Genomic DNA, 14436 nt, shown 5'->3' on the forward strand with positions numbered 1-14436 from the left:
CCCCCCCCCCCCACGGCCATCTCCGGCAAGCCACAGGTAGAAAGGCGCCCCTATGTCCACGACAAAAGAACGGGGGGCCGTCGCCGTGGAGTTCGCACTCCTGGCTCCGGTTCTTGTCATGCTGCTGCTGGGCATCATGGAATTTGGCCGTGCCTACAACGTGCAGATTTCGCTCTCCAGCGCAGCCCGCGAGGGCGTCCGCGTGATGGCAATTGGCAACGACACCGCGGCCGCGCGTACTGCGGCTAAGAACGTGGCCACGGCTCTGAAGCCCACCTTGACGGACGCCAATATCACCGTCAGTCCAGCCACGTGTTCCACCGGAGTGCAAGTGACTTTTACGATCACCTACACCCTCTCCACGATGACAGGCATAGCCGGGCCCTTCCCGATGCAAGGCAAGGGAGTGATGGTATGCGGCGGCTAGGCAAGGTGAGCGCGGATAGAAACGGCGAGCGCGGCGCGGTCAGCGTGCTGGTCGCGATCCTAGTGGTGGTCCTCTTGGGTTTCGCAGCCCTCGCCGTCGACACGGGGGTCCTCTATGCAGAACGGACCCAGTTGCGTAACGGGGCCGATGCCGCGGCCATTGCCATTGCCCAGAAATGTGCCCGCGACATCAACGACGCCGACTGCTCCACCACTTCCACACTCGCCCGAAGCCTCGCCAACGGCAACGCCGGCGACGGCGCGAGCAACATCGCTGACCTCGTCCTGGACAAAACCGCCCGCACGGTGAAAGTCACGGTGGGGGCCCAGGAAGCAGGTAAGACGCCCAACAGGGTTTCCCTCTTCTTCGCCCGTGCCCTGGGTTTTTCAAGCGCGGAAGTAACAGCCACGTCCCGGGTGGAGTGGGGGACGCCGTCCACGGGTACGATCCTTCTGCCTCTGGCGATTGCCCAATGCAAACTCAACCTGACGCCAGGCTCGCTGGCCGGCGCCGAACAGGTCCTTGACATGGATTCTGGCGGCTGTGGCGAGATCCCGGGTGGCTTCGGCTGGATTTCCGATAGCGATGCAAAATGCGGAGTCACCCTGACCGCCGGACAGGCAAACAGTGCTGGCGCATGGTTCACCAGCAACACGGGCGCGAGCGCACCAAGCGAGTGCACGGCTGCGGACATGAGCAAGATGAATGACCAAACAGTACTTTTCCCGCTGTACGACGTGGCCACCGGTAACGGCTCCAGCGGCAAGTACTACGTGAAGGGATTTGCCGCCTTCCATGTCACTGGCTACCGGTTTTCCAATTACAGCTGGTCATTGAGCGGAACGCTCAAGAACAAGACCATCAAGGGCTATTTCGTCCGATACGTTTCTCTGTCCGACGCCTTCGAACTCGGCGCAGCACCGGACTACGGGACCTCAATTGTCCGCCTAACCATTGGAGTGCCCTAACAGTGAAGTCACGCTTATTGGCAGGAATCGCGGCCCTGGTGCTGGCCGTCGTCGGAGCCGTCCTGGTGGTCAGCTACGCGCAAGGAGCCGACGCACGGGCCGTGCAGGGCCTGGATCCCCAGGACGTTCTCGTGGTGTCTAAAGCCATACCCGCCGGCACGTCCGTGGAGACCCTCCAGCCCTTCCTCGCCACCGAAAAACTTCCGGGCACGGCCGTCGCCAAGACCGCACTGAAGAACCTGGACGGGCTGGCCGACAAGGTCACCGCCGTCGACCTGCTCCCCGGCGAACAGCTCGTCGCGGAGCGCCTGATCGCCCCCGAAGAACTGAAAACCAGCGGATCGGTGGACATCCCGGTGGGGCTCCAGGAGGTGTCCTTCCAGCTGGAACCGCAGCGCGTCGTGGGCGGACGGATCGCCGCCGGCGACCACGTCGGGGTCTTCATCAACCTTGATAAAGAAGGGCTCGAAGCCAAACCGGACAAACAAACCACTCAGCTGACAATTCACAAGGTCCTCGTGACCTCGGTGCAGCGGGCGCCTTCGACCGAACCGTCTCCGCAACCAACGGCCGGCGCTGCCGCCACGGCTGAGGACACGTCGCTGCCAACCGGGTCGCTATTGCTGACAGTCGCCGTCAACGATGTGGATGCCACCAAGATTGTCTACGCTGCCGAATTCGCCAAGATCTGGCTGAGCAAGGAACCGCTCAACGCCAAGGACAGCGGCCGGCCCGGAATCATGACGAGACCAGAGGTGTACAAGTGAGCCGCTTTGTCCTGATTTCCCCGAACACGGACTTCGATGCCCGCGTCCGCCAGGCACTGGCCGGGGGCCTCCCGGGCGGCCTGCAGACCTTCGCATTCGTCAATCCCGCGAACCCGGCGGAGCTCTTCGCGAACCTCAACCAGGAACGGCCCGAAGTCCTGATCCTGGGACCGGATGTCCCGGTGGAGGACGCCCTGCGCCTGGCGACGGTCTTCGACGTCCAGCTTCCCGAACTGAGCGTCATCCTGGTTGGCGAGGCTGAGCCGGACTTCGTCCTGCTGGCCATGCGGGCCGGCATCCGCGACATCCTCAGCCCGGCGGCGGACCCCGCCCAGATCCGGGTGCTGCTCGAGCGGGCCTGCCAGTCGTTCGCCACCCGCAACCGGACCTCGGCCGCCAGCCAGCCGGACAGCGCCAAGGGACTGGTGATCGGAGTCTTCTCCCCCAAGGGCGGTGTCGGCAAGACGACGATTGCCACCAACATAGCGATCGGGCTCGGCAAAGTCGCGCCCATGGGCGTGGTGATCGTGGACCTTGACCTGCAGTTCGGGGACGTCGCCTCGGGCCTGTACCTGAACCCGGAGCACACCGTAACAGACGCCGTCTCGACCTCGGCCAGCCACGATTCCCTCGTGCTCAAAGCCTTCCTCACCGTCCACCCCGGGAACATCTACGCCCTCTGCGCCCCCAGGACGCCCGAGGAGGCTGACGACATCACACCGCAGCAGGTCACCCGGCTGCTCGATCAACTGGCCGAACAGTTCCAGTACGTCGTGGTCGACACGGCGCCCGGGCTCCCGGAGATCGGGCTCGCCGCCCTGGAGCAATGCACGGACGCCGTCTGGGTAACCGCCATGGACGTGCCCAGCATCCGCGGGCTGCGCTCCGGCCTGGAAATCCTCCGGCGGCTGGACCTGCTGCCCGAGACCCGCCACGTGGTCCTGAACATGGCCGACTCCAAGTCCGGGCTGAGCGTCCAGGACGTCGAGGCGACCATCGGGGCGCCCGTGGACGTCAGCATTCCCCGGTCCAAGGCAGTCGCCATCTCCACCAACCGCGGAATTCCGGTGCTCCAGGACGGGCGCAAGGACCCGGCCATCAAGGGACTGAAACAGCTCGTCAACCGGTTTGATCCCGCCTGGCGCGCCACTGCCCAAAGGAAACTCCACCGGCGGGTGGTGGTCTAGGTGAAACTCTCCGAACGGCTCCGCTCCGCCGAGGGAACACCCGGCGGCGCCACCCTCGCCGGATCCGCCCAGCACGGATCCACCCAGCACGCATCCACCCTGCACGCATCCACCCTGCACGCCGCACCGCTGCCCGGCTCCCCCATCCGGGGAAGCGGGACGACGGCGGCGCTGCCGGCCGCCGTCGTGCTCGAAAAGAGCAGCCCCACACCCCTGCCGGGTTTCACGGAGCCCCACGAAGCCCGAGCCCGGGGCCAGCAGCCCGTGGATGCCTTCGCGGCCCTCAAAGAGCGCGCAGCCACCGCATTGTTCGAACGCCTGGGAACCCGTTTCAACGATTCGGCAACCAAGGAAGAGGACCTCCGCACGTCCGCGCGGGAGGAACTGACCCGCATCATCGACGCCGAACAGGTCCCCTTGTCCGTCGAAGAGCGCTCCCGGCTGGTCCGCGACGTGGCCGACGACGTACTGGGCTACGGGCCCCTGCAGCGCTTCCTCGACGATCCCGCCGTCACGGAGGTCATGGTCAACCGGATGGACCAGATCTACGTGGAACGCCACGGGAAATTGACCCTGACGGAGTCGCGTTTCAGCTCCGAGGACCACCTCCGGAAGGTGATCGAGCGCATCGTTTCCAAGGTGGGCCGGCGGATCGACGAGTCCTCGCCCCTGGTGGACGCCCGCCTCGAGGATGGGTCCCGCGTCAACGCCGTCATCCCGCCACTCGCCGTCGGCGGTTCGTCACTGACCATCAGAAAGTTCAGCAAGGTGCCCCTGACGGTCCGGAACCTCATCGAGTTCGGCACGCTGACCCCGGAAATGGCGGAACTGCTCAATGCCTGTGTGAAGGCCAAACTCAACATCATCGTCTCCGGCGGCACGGGCACCGGCAAGACGACGCTGCTCAACGTCCTGTCCTCCTTCCTGCCCCACGACGAGCGGATCGTGACGATCGAGGACGCCGTCGAACTCCAGATCCAGCAGGAGCACGTGGTGCGGCTGGAAAGCCGGCCGCCGAACACCGAGGGCAAGGGCGAGGTCACCATCCGCGAGCTGCTCCGCAATTCGCTGCGTATGCGGCCGGACCGGATCGTGGTGGGCGAGGTCCGCGGCGGGGAGTCGCTGGACATGCTCCAGGCGATGAACACCGGCCATGACGGTTCGCTCTCCACCGTTCACTCCAACTCGCCGCGCGATGCCGTGGCCCGCCTGGAGACGCTGGTGCTCATGGCCGGGATGGACCTGCCGCTGCGCGCCATCCGGGAACAGATCGCCTCGGCCGTCAACCTGATCATCCAGATCTCCCGGCTGCGGGACGGAACCCGGCGCATCACCCACGTGACCGAGGTCCAGGGCATGGAGGGAGACATTGTGACGCTCCAGGACGCCTTCGTGTTTGACTACGCGGCCGGCGTCGATGCCCACGGCCGGTTCCTCGGCCGGCCGGTCCCGACCGGCATCCGCCCGCGCTTCATCGACCGTTTCGAGGACCTGGGCATCCATGTCTCCCCCGCGGTGTTTGCCGCGCCGCTGATGTCGGCCGGAAGGGCGTGATCCGTCTATGACCCTGCTGTCCATCGGCGTCGGCCTGCTCTTCATTGCAGTGGTGGTCCTGGGGATCGTGCTGCTCGCCCCTGGCGGGGTGAACGTCCCCCTGGACCGGCGCAGGCCAGTCCAGCGCCAGCCAGACTCGCAGCTCACTCGGTTCGCCGGCTCGGCCGTGCACCTGGTGGACGGATTCTTCTCGGCCCGCAAGGTCCGGCTCTTCAGCCGTGAGTCGCTGGAACAGGCCGGCCTGCGCCTGGGCCAGGCCGATTTCTACGTCCTGCTCCTGGCCGGTGCCTTTGCCGGGGGCCTCGCGGGTTTCGTCGTCGCTGGACCTTTGCTGGCGATCCTGCTGGTACTCCTGGCACCGGTGGTGGGGCACCTCGTGATCGGCTACCTGACCGGCAAGCGCCGGAGCAAGTTCGACCAGCAGCTCGGCGACACCCTGCAACTGCTCTCCGGCGGGCTCCGGGCCGGGCACAGCATCCTGCGCGCCATCGACGCCGCAGCCACCGAATCGCAAAGCCCGACGTCGGAGGAGATGCGCCGGGTGGTTACCGAGACCAGCCTGGGCCGCGACCTGCTGGCTTCCCTTAGCGACACCGCAGGCCGGATGCGGAACGAGGACTTTGTCTGGATCGCCCAGGCCATCCAGATCAACCGCGAGGTAGGCGGGAACCTGGCCGAAGTCCTGGACCAGGTCAACGAGACCATCCGCGAGCGCAGCGAGATCAAAGGACACATCAAGTCCCTCGCTGCCGAGGGCAAGTTCTCCGCCTACATCCTCATGGCCATGCCGATCGGAATTGTCGTGATGCTGATGCTGGTCAACCCCGGCTATATGAACGTCATGTTCACGCACCTGCTGGGCTGGGTCATGATCGTCGCCTCCGTCATCCTGATGACCATTGGTGGTCTGTGGATGCGCAAGATCATCGACCTGAAGTTCTGAGGCAGCCATGGCACCTGCTGTTCTCCTTGCCATGCTCCTGGTGGCCTTGCCGCTCGGCTATCTTGTGTGGTCCCTGCTCTCCGTCGACCGCAAATCACAGCGCGCCCTCCGGGAGCTGCTCGCCCTGGGCACCGGCCCCGCCGAACTCACCCAGCGGGCGCGCAGTGGCCTGTTGGAAGCGGTCGGGCGCCGGCTGACGCCCAAGGCGTACATCCGCAGGCTGGACAAGCTGCTGTCCCTCGCCGGGCGCCCCGCCTCGCTGCCGCTGGGCAGGGTGCTCGCGACAAAGCCGCTCCTTGGTCTGGTGGGCGCGCTCCTGGGCTTCTGGATCAGCGCCAACGGCCCGACGCCGATCCTCAAGCTCGTGGGTATTTTTGTGTTCCTGCTGGGGTACTTCATCCCTGACCTCCTGCTCTACAGCAAGGGGCAGGAGCGCCAGAAGACGATGCAGCTGGAACTGGCCAACACTCTGGACCAGATGCTCATCTCCGTGGAAGCCGGCCTGGGCTTCGAGGGGGCCATGGCCCGGGCGGGCGAAAACGGCAAGGGCCCGCTTGCAGACGAACTGATCCGGACCCTGCAGGACATGCAGGTGGGTCGCAGCCGGCGCGAGTCGTATATTGCGCTGGCGGAACGGACCAACGTGCCTGAGCTGCGCAGCTTCGTCCAGGCGGTGGTCCAGGCCGACGCCTACGGCATCGCCATCAGCCGGGTGCTGCGGGTGCAGGCAAAGGTCATGCGGGTCAAACGCCGGCAGCGGGCCGAGGAGAAGGCCATGAAGCTGCCCGTCACCATCTTGTTCCCCTTGTTGTTTTTCATCTTTCCTGTGCTTTTCATCGCCATCCTGGGCCCGGCTGTCATCAACGCAATAGACACGTTCAGCGGCCAGTAGCGGCCGGCATCACAGCCGAGTCCATGGCTGGCAATAGCGGGCGTGGCTGGTTCCCCTTCGGAAAGCCTCAGGGTTTCCGCAGGATAGGCCGGGCTGCAAGGCATCGGCCATATCAGCAAGTAGCGTGGTCCCATGCCTCTACCCAGTGCCAGCCCCGACGAGAGCAATGCGAGCGTCGTCCTCGCTCACACGGACACTCCCGGACAGCCGGAGACTGTCCTGCCGGCGGCCAGTGTTGCTGCGCCCACTCCGTTCGCGGACCCCACGGTGGACCCCACAGCCCTTCCGACGGCGCCACCGCTTGTGGATCCGGCCGCGCTCCAGGACCTGGGTGCCCAACTCGACAGCCCGGCCGTGGCTAAGGGATTTGCCAGGGATTACACCAAGATGTGGGACCAGCGCTACCAAACGCTGGCCTCAGCCCTCGAGAACGGGGACCTTGCACGGTCCATGGACGCGGTACTGAGCCTGAAGACATCCTCCGAAATGGTCGGCGGCTTGCGCCTGGCCCAGCTCGCCGGCGAACTGGAGACTGCCCTCAGGGCCGGCGACATGGGCCATGCCCTGGTGCTCTTGCGCGACGTTGCCGAGCGCGGCGACGAAACGGTCGACGAGCTCCAGTTCAGCTATGTCCTGTGGGACAGCTAGCTCCACCCGGACCACCGGCCCCGTCAGGCCGCCCGCACGCCCGAGAGCGGGCGTGCTACCGCTGCGGCGCCAACCGGTAGCCCACGCCGCGGACGGTCTGCAGCCAGCGCGGTTCCACCGGGTCCTCGCCGAGTTTCCTCCGAAGGTTGCCGATATGCACCTCGACGGCGCGTTCGTCGGATTCGCTGATGAAGGCATCCGCCCGGTAGTAATCGCCGCGGACCACCCGCACCAGTTCGGTTTTGGACCGAACGGCACCGGCGCCTTTGAGGAGGGCCTGCAGGAGGTCGAACTCGCTGCGCGTCAGGCTGACAGCCACGCCGTCGACGCTTACGGTCCGCGTCTCGGGGTTCAGGTCCAGCCCGTTGTGGCGCAGCACGGGACTGAGGGTCGCTTCCACGGCGGCGGGAGCCTCAGGATTGGATGCCTGCCCGGCCCGGATGTCGTACCGGGGCCGGCGCATCATGGCGCCCACGCGGGCGCGCAATTCGCGGGGCCGGAAAGGCTTCGCCAGGAAGTCATCGGCTCCGGTGTGAAATGCCGTCAAGGTGTCGAGTTCATCGGTGCGCGCCGTCAACATGACCACATATGCGTCGCTGAACTGCCGGATCCGGCGCAGCACCTCGAAACCGTCGATATCGGGCAGCCCGACATCCAGGGTGACCACGTTCGCCTCTTGCGCCCTGACGACGTCGACGCCTTCCCGGCCGCCGGCCGCGGAATGAACTTCGAAACCCGCCTGGCTCAATACGGCTTCGACAAGGTTCCGAACATCCTCGTCGTCTTCTACGACGACGGCGACTCCAAGGTCGGTCATGGCCCCCCCTCACGTGGCACGCTACGTTGCCGCCCGCGGATGCGGCGGCAACACTGATCCCGTCGGCCCCAGCCGGCATTGTCAGAATACCCACCCTACGGGGCAAATTCTGCGCTGCCAGCTAAGACAAATGGTAAAACTTCGATTTGTGTCAATTTTGCGTGACACAAGGTGTAAAAATGGGTCAACGGGAAGGGAGCGCGGCGTCTTTGCTTAGACAGCGGCTGATCCGCGGTGTGGATCGATACGGCAAGGCCCTGGGGCCGCGCGCCCGGGTCCTTGTGTGCCAGTTGCCGCTGGCAGTGATGATGGCCTCCGTCGTATTCGCTGCCCCCGCCGCCTGGCCCGGACTTACGGACAGCACCTTGTGTCGGTATGCACTGAGCCTGCAGGCCGCGCTCCTGGTGGCCTGCGTCGCCGTTCCCTGGCAGCGCCTCGGGCGGTTGGCGCCGCTCGCCATCCCCGTCCTGGACCTGGTCGCGATCGGGCTCCTTCGTGACGGCAGTTCGGCTGGCCTGCCGGATCCCGGTGTGCTCTCTGTGCTGCCCGTGGTGTGGATTTCGGCGTCCAGCCTGTCCGCACCCGCGAGCCTTTGGCTCAGCTTCACGGTCCCGCTGCTGGCCGCCGCGCCCTGGCTCCTTGCGGACCGGGGTGCACCGGTTGCGGCCCGCATCGCCGACGCCGTGCTGGTGCCGTTGATGATGCTTGCGGTCTCCCTGGCCATGCGTTTCGCCCGAGCGCGGCTGCGGCACGAGCAGTGGCGGATCAAGTCCAAGGAAGCCGAACTGGAAGTCCTGCTTGCGGACAGCCGCGAGCGTGAGCGGCTTCTGAATACGATTCTTGACACCGTCGACGTCGGGATCGTGGCAGTGGACGCCGACGGCCGCCGCCTGCTGACCAACAGCTGGCAGGCCCAGCTGGAGGAGTCCGCGGCCTCCGCGCCCCACCCCACCGCGGCCGCGCCGGTGGCCGTGCCGGCGGCTGCGCACCCGCCGTCGGCGTCGCCATTGGACGCAGTGCCGGAAGAAGAAGGCCGGCKCGTGCTGACCGGGCAGGACAGAAACACGCCGCTGCCCCTGGAGCGCCGCCCTATCCGCCGGGCGCTGGGCGGCGAGTCCTTCGCCGATTACCTGGTCTGCTTCGGCGAGGGGCCGGCCAGCCGGGTCGTCTCAACGGGGGCCCGGCCCCTGAAGGACGACGCCGATGACTTCCGAGGCGCTGTGGTGGTCTTCAATGAGGTCACCGGCCTGGTGGACGCCCTCGCGGCGAAAGACGAGGTGGTCTCCACTGTCTCCCACGAGTTCCGCACGCCGCTGACCTCGATCATTGGCAACCTGGATCTGGTGCTCGCCGACACGGAGGGCCTGGACAGCCCGGTGGTGCGCCGCGTCGAAGTGGCGCAGCGCAACGCGGAACGGCTGCTGGCGCTGGTGTCGGACCTGCTCATGTCCGCCAGCGCCGCCCTCCATGTCCACCCCCGCAGGACCGACCTCGCCGGGCTGGTGGAGGCGAGCCTCGGCTCGGCGCAGCCCCACGCCCAGGCGTCCCGCGTCTCCCTCGCCATGGAAGTGCGGGGCCCGCTCTGGGCGCACGTGGATCCGCTCCGGATCAGCCAGGCCCTGGACAACCTCGTCTCAAACGCGATCAAGTACTCACCCGACGGCGGATCGGTGCGGGTCTCCGCCACTACCGGCGACGGCTTGGTGCGCCTCCACGTCGAGGACACCGGGATGGGCATGACAGCCGCCGACGCCGACCGCGTCTTCACCCGCTTCTTCCGCAGCCCGGCCGTTCGCGACGGTTCCATTCCCGGCGCGGGCCTGGGACTGTCCATCACCAAAGCCATCATGGAACGGCACGGCGGATCCATCTCCTGCCGCACCCGGCCCGGACACGGCAGCACGTTCACACTTGAGCTTCCCGCCGACGGGCACCCGGCCGCCTCCTAGCGTTACGTTCGCCGTCACCAGCTGCCGGCTGCGCCGGAGTTTCCCCACCTTCGGAAGCCCCGGCCGACGTGTCGCTCCGAACCGCCGCCTTCCAGCGGTCTCGTGTCGTCGAAACTGGGGAAGACCGGCGGTCTTAGGCGCGCAGTGCCCGGGTCAGTTCGGCGCGGGCCAGCAGGCCGCTGTCCGTTGGGTAGGCCACTTCCTCAAGCACCAGCGGATGCGGGGCAGCCAGCACGGACTTGGCGTCGCGCTGCCGGGCGAGCAGCCGGTCGTAGAGCCAGCCCGCGGCCTCCACGCCCTCCCCGACGTACAGCGCCGAGCCCACCAGGGACCGGACCATGTTGTGGCAGAACGCGTCGGCCTGGACGGTTGCGACGATGACCCCGTCGGTGCCGCGCGCGAATTCGAAGCGCTGCAGTTCACGGATGGTCGTGGCGCCTTCGCGGGGCTTGCAGTACGAGCGGAAATCCTGGAGCCCCAGCAGCCGCGCGGCGCCCTCGTTGAGGAGCCCGACGTCCAGCGGGACCTTGTGCCAGAGAGTCAACGCGCGGCCCAGCGGATCCCACAGCGCGGGGCCGTCCGCGATCCGGTACGAATAGCGTCGCCAGAGGGCCGAGAAGCGGGCATCGAACCCAACGGGCGCCACGCTCACCCTGTGCACCTCGATCGCCCCGCTGAGGTCCCCCAGGCCCCGGCTCAGGGCGCCGCGGATACGGCGGAGCAGGGCGACGGCGGGATCCAGTTCAGCGCCCCGGTTCAGGCCCAGCCACTCCGCCTCGGTCAGGTCCAGGTGGACCACCTGGCCGCGGGCGTGCACGCCGGCGTCCGTGCGGCCGGCCACCGTGACCCGGACGGGGCGGCGGATCAACAGTTCGAGGGCCTCCTCCAGGACGCCCTGGACCGTGCGCAGTTCAGGCTGCACCGCCCACCCGCTGAAGGGGCCGCCGTCGTACGCCACATCCATCCGGATACGCAAAAACCCGCCGCCCCCCAAGACGGGGGCAGCGGGTTTGAGCTCGTTCATAGACTTAAGTCTATAAGAAGGTTTTAGCGAATTACTTCGCGTCCTTCTCGGACTCGACGGCTGCTTCCTCAGCGGCCGGAGCCTCTTCGGTTGCTACGGCTTCAGTCTCAACGACCTCAGCCTCGGGAGCCTCTTCGGTCTCGGCAACCGGAGCTGCTTCGGCCTTGGCGGCGTCCTTCTTCTCTGCGTCCTTCTTGGCAGCGGAGGTAGCCTCGGCTACAACGGCCTGCTTCGCGGAAACCGGCTCGAGAACCAGTTCGATGACAGCCATGGGAGCGTTGTCGCCCTTGCGGTTGCCGATCTTGGTGATGCGGGTGTAGCCGCCATCGCGGTTCTCCACTGCCTGTGCAATGTCGGTGAACAGCTCGTGGACGACGCCCTTGTTGCTGATCAGGCCGAGTACACGGCGGCGGGAAGCCAGGTCGCCACGCTTGGCGAAAGTCACCAGGCGCTCGGCGTACGGCTTCAGGCGCTTGGCCTTGGTCACCGTGGTGGTGATCCGCTTGTGCTCGAAAAGTGCGGCGGACAGGTTCGCGAGCATAAGACGCTCGTGAGCCGCTCCGCCTCCGAGGCGCGGACCCTTAGCGGGGGTAGGCATAATAGTTTCTCCTCATATGGAAGCCGTTGGGCTGCGCACACCATGGTGCATCCAGCCAGCCGGCCAAGATCTGTTGGTTAGAGCTCGTCGTCGCTGAACGCGGCGTCGTCCTCTTCGATGGCTGCGGCACGTGCTGCAAGATCGAAACCGGGAGGGGAGTCCTTGAGGGACAGGCCCAGTTCGACCAGCTTGGCCTTGACCTCATCGATGGACTTCGCGCCGAAGTTGCGGATGTCCATGAGGTCAGCCTCGGAGCGGGCAACGAGTTCACCCACGGTGTGGATGCCCTCACGCTTGAGGCAGTTGTAGGAACGGACCGTCAGGTCCAGATCCTCGATCGGCAGAGCCATGTCCGCTGCCAGGGCAGCGTCCGTCGGCGACGGACCGATCTCGATACCTTCAGCTGCGGTGTTCAGCTCGCGGGCCAGACCGAACAGTTCCACCAGGGTGGTACCTGCCGAAGCAACGGCGTCGCGCGGGGCGATTGCCTGCTTGGTCTCGACGTCGACAATGAGCTTGTCGAAGTCAGTGCGCTGCTCAACACGGGTAGCTTCCACGCGGAAAGTAACCTTCAGGACCGGCGAGTAGATCGAGTCGACCGGGATGCGGCCGATCTCGGAATCGCCGGACTTGTTCTGAGCTGCCGAAACGTAGCCGCGACCGCGCTCGATGGTCAGTTCGAGTTCGAACTTGCCCTTCGAGTTCAGCGTGGCAATGTGCAGATCCGGGTTGTGGAATTCGACGCCGGCCGGCGGAGCGATGTCCGCGGCGGTGACGACTCCCGGGCCCTGCTTGCGCAGGTAAGCAACAACCGGCTCGTCGTGCTCGGAGGAAACCGACAGGTTCTTGATGTTCAGGATGATCTCAGTGACATCTTCCTTGACACCCGGAACCGTGGTGAACTCATGCAGCACGCCATCGATCCGGATGCTCGTTACAGAGGCACCGGGGATGGAGGAGAGCAGGGTACGGCGGAGGGAGTTTCCGAGGGTGTAACCAAAGCCCGGCTCCAGCGGTTCGATGATGAACCGGGAGCGGTTTTCGGAGACGACCTCTTCGGAGAGGGTGGGGCGCTGTGCAATGAGCACTTAGGTTTCCTTTCGGCGAGCATCCGCTATATGACGCAACACAGGTGGTGGAAAGATCGGTCTGAAGACTTAACGCGGCCGGGCCTGCCCGGACCGTTAAGGGTCCGGGCAAGCTCCTGGGCGCTGGAAAGCCTTAGACGCGGCGGCGCTTCGGCGGACGGCAGCCGTTGTGGGCGCTGGGGGTGACGTCCTGGATGGAGCCAACCTCGAGGCCAGCGGCCTGCAGCGAACGGATGGCGGTTTCGCGTCCGGAACCCGGTCCCTTGACGAACACGTCAACCTTGCGCATGCCGTGCTCCTGTGCACGCTTTGCGGCGGCTTCGGCGGCCATCTGGGCAGCGAACGGGGTGGACTTACGCGAGCCCTTGAAGCCAACCTCACCGGACGAAGCCCAGGAGATGACAGCACCGCTCGGGTCCGTGATGGACACGATGGTGTTGTTAAAGGTGCTCTTGATGTGCGCCTGGCCCAGCGCGATATTCTTCTTGTCCTTCTTACGCGGCTTGCGAACCGCGCCACGAGTCTTCGGGGGCATTTTTTCTCCTACAGAAAGTTATCGGGGGAAAACCGAGTTAATCCCTCAGGGATTAACGGGCCTTCTTCTTGCCGGCGACGGTACGCTTCGGGCCCTTGCGGGTACGGGCGTTGGTCTTCGTACGCTGTCCGCGTACGGGCAGGCCCTTGCGGTGACGCAGGCCTTCGTAGCTGCCGATCTCAACCTTGCGGCGGATGTCAGCGGCTACCTCGCGGCGAAGGTCACCCTCAACCTTGTAGTTGCCTTCAATGTAGTCACGCAGCTCAACCAGCTGTGCGTCGGTCAGGTCCTTGACCCGAACGTCAGCGCTGATGCCGGTAGCAGCCAGGGTTTCGTGTGCACGGGTCTTGCCCACGCCGTAGATGTAAGTAAGCGCAATTTCCAGCCGCTTTTCGCGGGGAATGTCTACGCCAGCGAGACGAGCCATATTGGCAGTACTCCTTGTATAAACCGGAGGTCGTAGGCAGTACACCCGCACTTTCAGTGCGGCCCCAGCCTCCGACCAGGGGTTAGCTGTCCGGGCCCATACGTCCCAATTCAGCTTGTGCTGCCTTTATTTACTTGCGTGGGTTAGCAACCCAGGATTTCCTGTGAAGGAAATTAGCCCTGGCGCTGCTTGTGGCGCGGGTTCTCGCAGATCACCATGACCCGGCCATTACGGCGGATCACTTTGCACTTTTCGCAGATCTGCTTGACGCTCGGCTTGACCTTCATGGCGTTCCTTTGCGTGTTGCAGTTGGTCAGCTGGACCGGCCCTTGGCTATTGCCCTGGCCGCCCAGTGTTTACTTGTAGCGGTAGACGATACGACCACGTGTCAGGTCGTAAGGGCTCAGCTCCACCACTACGCGGTCCTCGGGGAGGATCCTGATGTAGTGCTGGCGCATCTTTCCAGAGATGTGTGCCAGAACGATGTGCTTGTTGGTGAGCTCAACGCGAAACATCGCGTTAGGCAGCGCCTCGGTCACAACGCCCTCGATCTCAATGACCCCGTCCTTCTTGGCCATACCCTCCGCTAACTGTTGTTGCCGCAGCCTCCCG

Annotated in this window: 17 protein-coding genes; 9 read left to right on the forward strand and 8 right to left on the reverse strand. The window is 65.6% G+C overall.

Annotation, left to right across the window (positions count from 1 at the left end):
• The first annotated feature begins 52 nt into the window (after positions 1-52).
• The 8 genes from AC1DEY_RS02580 (at position 53) to AC1DEY_RS02615 (ending at position 7386) form a co-directional block, all read left to right on the forward strand.
• Positions 53-427, forward strand: coding sequence for a TadE/TadG family type IV pilus assembly protein (locus AC1DEY_RS02580; protein WP_476866651.1), 375 nt, complete (start codon positions 53-55; stop codon positions 425-427).
• Positions 428-432: 5 nt separating this feature from the next.
• Positions 433-1395, forward strand: coding sequence for a pilus assembly protein TadG-related protein (locus tag AC1DEY_RS02585; protein WP_476866652.1), 963 nt, complete (start codon positions 433-435; stop codon positions 1393-1395).
• A gap of 17 nt (positions 1396-1412) precedes the next feature.
• Positions 1413-2162 carry a Flp pilus assembly protein CpaB gene (gene cpaB / locus AC1DEY_RS02590; protein ID WP_476866653.1) on the forward strand — a complete coding sequence of 250 codons (750 nt, stop codon included), beginning with the start codon at positions 1413-1415 and terminating at the stop codon, positions 2160-2162.
• Positions 2159-3349, forward strand: a complete 1191-nt coding sequence (locus tag AC1DEY_RS02595) for a CpaE/TadZ family protein (RefSeq protein ID WP_476866654.1) — start codon at positions 2159-2161, stop codon at positions 3347-3349. Before cpaB ends, AC1DEY_RS02595 begins: the two co-directional genes overlap by 4 nt.
• Positions 3350-4903, forward strand: coding sequence for a CpaF family protein (locus AC1DEY_RS02600; RefSeq protein ID WP_476866655.1), 1554 nt, complete (start codon positions 3350-3352; stop codon positions 4901-4903).
• Between the two features lie 7 nt (positions 4904-4910).
• The gene (locus AC1DEY_RS02605) at positions 4911-5846 is read left to right on the forward strand and encodes a type II secretion system F family protein (RefSeq protein WP_476866656.1); all 936 of its coding nucleotides are present in this window, start codon (positions 4911-4913) and stop codon (positions 5844-5846) included.
• A 7-nt stretch (positions 5847-5853) separates the two neighbouring features.
• Positions 5854-6738: a type II secretion system F family protein gene (locus AC1DEY_RS02610; RefSeq protein WP_476866657.1), complete on the forward strand. Its 885-nt coding sequence runs from the start codon at positions 5854-5856 to the stop codon at positions 6736-6738.
• A 132-nt stretch (positions 6739-6870) separates the two neighbouring features.
• A complete protein-coding gene (locus AC1DEY_RS02615) occupies positions 6871-7386 on the forward strand; it encodes an Hpt domain-containing protein (RefSeq protein ID WP_476866658.1) in 516 nt (171 codons plus the stop codon).
• Positions 7387-7441: 55 nt separating this feature from the next.
• Here AC1DEY_RS02615 and AC1DEY_RS02620 read toward each other — a convergent pair whose 3' ends face one another.
• Positions 7442-8203: a response regulator transcription factor gene (locus AC1DEY_RS02620; RefSeq protein ID WP_476866659.1), complete on the reverse strand. Its 762-nt coding sequence runs from the start codon at positions 8201-8203 to the stop codon at positions 7442-7444.
• Between the two features lie 209 nt (positions 8204-8412).
• Here AC1DEY_RS02620 and AC1DEY_RS02625 point away from each other — a divergent pair, with 209 nt between their 5' ends.
• Positions 8413-10152, forward strand: coding sequence for a sensor histidine kinase (locus tag AC1DEY_RS02625; protein WP_476866660.1), 1740 nt, complete (start codon positions 8413-8415; stop codon positions 10150-10152).
• A 133-nt stretch (positions 10153-10285) separates the two neighbouring features.
• On the opposite strand, the gene AC1DEY_RS02630 is transcribed toward AC1DEY_RS02625, so the two are convergent.
• From AC1DEY_RS02630 to infA, 7 genes are all read right to left on the reverse strand, one after another.
• Positions 10286-11176 (reverse strand): tRNA pseudouridine synthase A, encoded by an 891-nt coding sequence (locus tag AC1DEY_RS02630; protein WP_476866661.1) that lies wholly within the window; start codon positions 11174-11176, stop codon positions 10286-10288.
• A gap of 31 nt (positions 11177-11207) precedes the next feature.
• A complete protein-coding gene (gene rplQ, locus AC1DEY_RS02635; RefSeq protein ID WP_476866662.1) occupies positions 11208-11774 on the reverse strand; it encodes a 50S ribosomal protein L17 in 567 nt (188 codons plus the stop codon).
• A 77-nt stretch (positions 11775-11851) separates the two neighbouring features.
• The gene (locus tag AC1DEY_RS02640) at positions 11852-12862 is read right to left on the reverse strand and encodes a DNA-directed RNA polymerase subunit alpha (RefSeq protein ID WP_018773683.1); all 1011 of its coding nucleotides are present in this window, start codon (positions 12860-12862) and stop codon (positions 11852-11854) included.
• Positions 12863-12995: 133 nt separating this feature from the next.
• Entirely contained in the window at positions 12996-13397 is a 402-nt protein-coding gene (gene rpsK / locus AC1DEY_RS02645) for a 30S ribosomal protein S11 (protein WP_066436904.1), read from the reverse strand.
• Positions 13398-13449: 52 nt separating this feature from the next.
• The gene (gene rpsM / locus AC1DEY_RS02650) at positions 13450-13824 is read right to left on the reverse strand and encodes a 30S ribosomal protein S13 (RefSeq protein WP_003803743.1); all 375 of its coding nucleotides are present in this window, start codon (positions 13822-13824) and stop codon (positions 13450-13452) included.
• Positions 13825-13997: 173 nt separating this feature from the next.
• Positions 13998-14111 carry a 50S ribosomal protein L36 gene (gene rpmJ / locus AC1DEY_RS02655; RefSeq protein ID WP_009358722.1) on the reverse strand — a complete coding sequence of 38 codons (114 nt, stop codon included), beginning with the start codon at positions 14109-14111 and terminating at the stop codon, positions 13998-14000.
• A gap of 69 nt (positions 14112-14180) precedes the next feature.
• Positions 14181-14402: a translation initiation factor IF-1 gene (gene infA, locus AC1DEY_RS02660; protein ID WP_009358723.1), complete on the reverse strand. Its 222-nt coding sequence runs from the start codon at positions 14400-14402 to the stop codon at positions 14181-14183.
• Between the last annotated feature and the right edge of the window lie 34 nt (positions 14403-14436).

This window comes from Arthrobacter sp. 05T47 (assembly GCF_056395825.1).